This is a genomic window from uncultured Rikenella sp., assembly GCF_910579375.1.
In the GTDB taxonomy this organism is placed as follows: Bacteria; Bacteroidota; Bacteroidia; order Bacteroidales; family Rikenellaceae; genus Rikenella.
Map to the genome: position 1 here is coordinate 1 of NZ_CAJTUJ010000179.1, position 3,726 is coordinate 3,726.

General features: G+C 58.9%; 3 protein-coding genes. 1 reads left to right on the forward strand and 2 read right to left on the reverse strand.

Annotated features, from left to right (window positions below):
- Positions 1–72: 72 nt before the first annotated feature.
- Both QZ302_RS09320 and QZ302_RS09325 read right to left on the reverse strand, forming a co-directional pair.
- The gene (locus QZ302_RS09320; protein WP_294594737.1) at positions 73–216 is read right to left on the reverse strand and encodes a hypothetical protein; all 144 of its coding nucleotides are present in this window, start codon (positions 214–216) and stop codon (positions 73–75) included.
- A 123-nt stretch (positions 217–339) separates the two neighbouring features.
- Positions 340–462: a hypothetical protein gene (locus QZ302_RS09325; protein ID WP_294594739.1), complete on the reverse strand. Its 123-nt coding sequence runs from the start codon at positions 460–462 to the stop codon at positions 340–342.
- 249 nt (positions 463–711) lie between these two features.
- Between QZ302_RS09325 and QZ302_RS09330 the strand changes: the two genes are divergently transcribed.
- Entirely contained in the window at positions 712–2,484 is a 1,773-nt protein-coding gene (locus QZ302_RS09330) for a chloride channel protein (protein ID WP_294594740.1), read from the forward strand.
- Positions 2,485–3,726: the final 1,242 nt, after the last annotated feature.

Sequence of the window (3,726 nt, forward strand, 5' to 3'; positions counted from 1 at the left end):
CGGTTCTGCGAACCGCAGGATTCAGCTCAAAAGTAGGATCGAGGCTGCCATTAAAAGACGTTGTGCCCCCGTTTATTCCGAGAGGCAACGCAGCTGAAAACCGTGGCCGCGGTAAAGCGAGTGGCAGGGGACGAGTATCTCCGTGGCGAACCATAAGAAAAATCCGTAAGTACCGCTCGTGGCAGAAGACGACCAACTGTATCCGTGAAGGCCCACACCACCCAGATTGCCGAATAGGTTGTTATTCCCCGGATCGCGGAAGCCCGGGGCACGCCCACAGGATGTTTTACAGGCCGCCTTTACTCTAAACCGCCTCTACCCCAAGCAATACGTCTCTGTTTATTCCGAGAGGCACCGCAACTGAAGACCGTAGGCGCGATTGTGCGCCCGGCCGGAATAGAAATAATTCATATTGAAATCCAAGTAGATCCCACCCTCTGAGTCCGTCGAAGCAGACCACACCGATCCGACCGTACCCGTAGTGACGAGTGCTCCAAAACAACCCTCGTTACCCGCGTCGCGGTAGCCCGGGGCGCAGCCGGAGGGCGATTCGCAGCTGCCTCCGCACCCATCCTTCCGAAACCGCCGAAGTCGAAAAATCGCTATCTTAGCCCCCAATTACGCGCCTCGGCCCTCGAATCATAGGAAACACACCCCGTAATCGAAGTCCCCGGACGGCGATGGTATAGACCGGAATAACAAGTCTTCGCCTTGAAATCCACCGAAACACTCTACCGCTGGTTTACACGCTTTTCCAAGCGGCTCTCCGAACGACAACTCATCCTGATCCTCGCCGTGCTCGTCGGCATCGCCGCCGGCATCGCAGGACACCTCCTGCGCGGCTGTATCCACCTCATCAAACAGGGACTCACCTCCTGGGCCGATATCGAAGTCGCCAATATCCTCTATTTTCTCTATCCCATGATCGGGATCGCCGTCACGGTCCTCTTCGTCAAATATTGGGTGAAAGACGACATCTCGCACGGCGTGACCCGGATTTTTTATGCCATCTCGCGCCGCGAATCGAGGATCAAACCCCATAACTGCTACACCTCGTTACTGGCCAGCTCCGCTACCATCGGTTTCGGCGGTTCGGTCGGAGCCGAAGCCCCGATCGTGCTGACCGGAGCCGCCATCGGCTCAACGGTCGGGCAACTCCTGAGGCTGAATTACAAATACATCACCCTTTTGCTGGGATGCGGCGCCGGAGCCGCCATCGCGGCCGTCTACAAAGCCCCGATCGCCGGCTTCGTCTTCGTGATCGAAGTCCTGATGCTCGAACTCACCTTCACCAGCGTCGTTCCGTTGATTCTGGCCTCGGTGACCGCAGCGACTACCACCTATCTGTTGGTCGATATGCAGCCGTTTTTCGCCGGCGTCGCCCCGACTTTTACGCTGAAAGAGATCCCGTTTTACGCCTTGTTGGGTATCGTCGGCGGTTGCGTCTCCTATTTCTTCGCCAGCGCCTCGATGCGGATCGAGGGCCGGATCAAAGCGATCGGGAAACAGCGCTCCCGCGTACTGATCGGAGGACTGGTGCTGGGAGCCTTGATCTTCGTCTTTCCCCCGTTGTATGGCGAGGGGTATGAGACCATCACGCAGCTGATGACCGGTCAGCAGGCCTCGATTTTCGATCAATCGCTCTTTTACGAGTGGCGCGACGCGTTTTGGATGATCGTCTTGTACGTGGCCGGGATTCTGGTCTTCAAAGTGGCGGCGATGACCCTGACGAACGCTTCGGGAGGGGTAGGGGGGACGTTTGCTCCGTCGCTGTTCGTCGGGGCGATGCAGGGCTATCTTTTCGCCATCGTCTGCAACCGCCTCTTCGGCACGGAACTGCCTGTGGCGGGTTTTACGCTGGTGGGGATGGCGACGGTAATGGGAGGGGTGATGAAAGCGCCGATCACCTCGATGTTTCTCGTGGCGGAACTGACGGGCGGTTTCGTTCTCTTTTTGCCGTTGATGCTGGCTTCGGCCGTGTCGTTCGCCGTGAGCTACTATTTCGAACCTTATTCGATCTATACGAAACGGCTGGCGGCCCGCGGCGAGCTGCTGACCCGCAACAAGGACGAGAATACGATGCAGTTTCTCCATACGCGGTCGTTGATCGAATACGATTTCGAGACGGTGCCTTTGAACGGCAAGTTGCGGCATGTGATCCGGGCGGTGGAACATACGCGTCGAAATATTTTTCCGGTGGTCAGCCTGCGGGGCGAGCTGATGGGAGTGATTACGATGGATGACATTCGGGCGGACATGTTCGATGCGGACAAGTATGCCGACCCGCTGACTCGCTACATGTCGCAGCCTCCGGAACGTATTCATCCGGACGAGCCTATTCGCAGCGTCATGGAGAAGTTCGAACAGACGCGGGTTTGGAATTTGCCTGTGGTGGATGAGACGGGGCACTATCTGGGCTTCCTATCAAAGTCGAAGCTTCTGACGGCTTATCGCGAGCAGCTGGCACACATGAGCGACGAGTAGTCTTTGCCATTGCTTCGGCTGTTGGTTATGACTTGAGGCTGAGGCTGCCATAGCGAAATGCAGTTTCGCCCGTCCATGCACCCGTTGGGTGTTTTGTTAGGGTTGTCTTTGCCTTATTAGCCGTCCGCCGCCCGCGCAGGGCAGTTTCATCCAGGTCAAAGCTCGACCGCGCGCGATTGCTGGATAAGGAAATCATTCAAACGCGTTGTTCGCGTTTGAATAAGATTTCCGCCAGCGCGCGGACGAAGAACGGGGGTAGAGGCTGCCAGTTGAAATGCGCAAGCATTTCCTGTCCACGGGACGTGGGGCCCGCGCGGCCTGAGCGCAGTACCCTCCTGTAGCCAAAGCCGCGCGCCGACGCCTAAAGAAGCGATTCGGCTATTTCGGCGGTAGCCGAATATGGATGAATCGCGCAGGCGCGCGAACAAACTTGTTCTTGCGCGAAAAATCTGTCGCCCACCCGTTTAAGAGGGCATATTCTGCCGGTTGGCGCTCGGCCAATCCGGCAAGAATTGCCGCGGGCGACGTTTAGGAGTAGACACGCCCAGTTTTCGCGTGCCGAGCGGCACCGGCGGAGCGGTAGCGGAGCCGCAGTGAGGCGGACACGGAGCGGAGAACTGGGGCGTGCTTGGGGGCGTGCCTGTTCTTCAGGCGCGAAAACCGATTACGGTTTTCGCGCCGCGCTGGGTTGAGCTTTGGGTTGAAATTTGGGCCGAGAGCGAATAGCGCGATTCCGAAGGGAATCGCCGTCCTCGGCGAGGACGACGCTATAGCGGCGCGTGGGGGGCGCGCCGAGGACGAATCCGACAGAAAAATGCTGTGCTTTTGCGGTTCTTCGAACCGCCGGGCTTGCGCGCTGGGCCTTCGGCCCACCCTCGGAGCGCGCAGCCCGAACCCGACAGAAACATGCTGTGCTCCTGCGACCCAAAGGGTCGCGCGGGCCGAAGCCTCTCGCCGCGGAGGGACGCACAGCGTCTTTTGTTGCCAGTCTCTACCCTAAGCAACTCAGGCTTCGACCGCTTGAACTGAGAGCGAGGACGCTATAGGCGGGTGCCGGGGGCGCCAAGGACGAACCCGGCAGCCTTGGGCGGTGAATGGGTTGTTGCTTCTGCGACTCGCAGAGTCGCGCAGTTCGCCGCCACCCCACGCGGCGGATTGCAACTCGTTGGAACTCGTTGTCCTCACCGCTGGCGGCGAATTTTCCGTGATGAGGCGGTGCTCGTGCGGCTCGAAGAGCCGCTC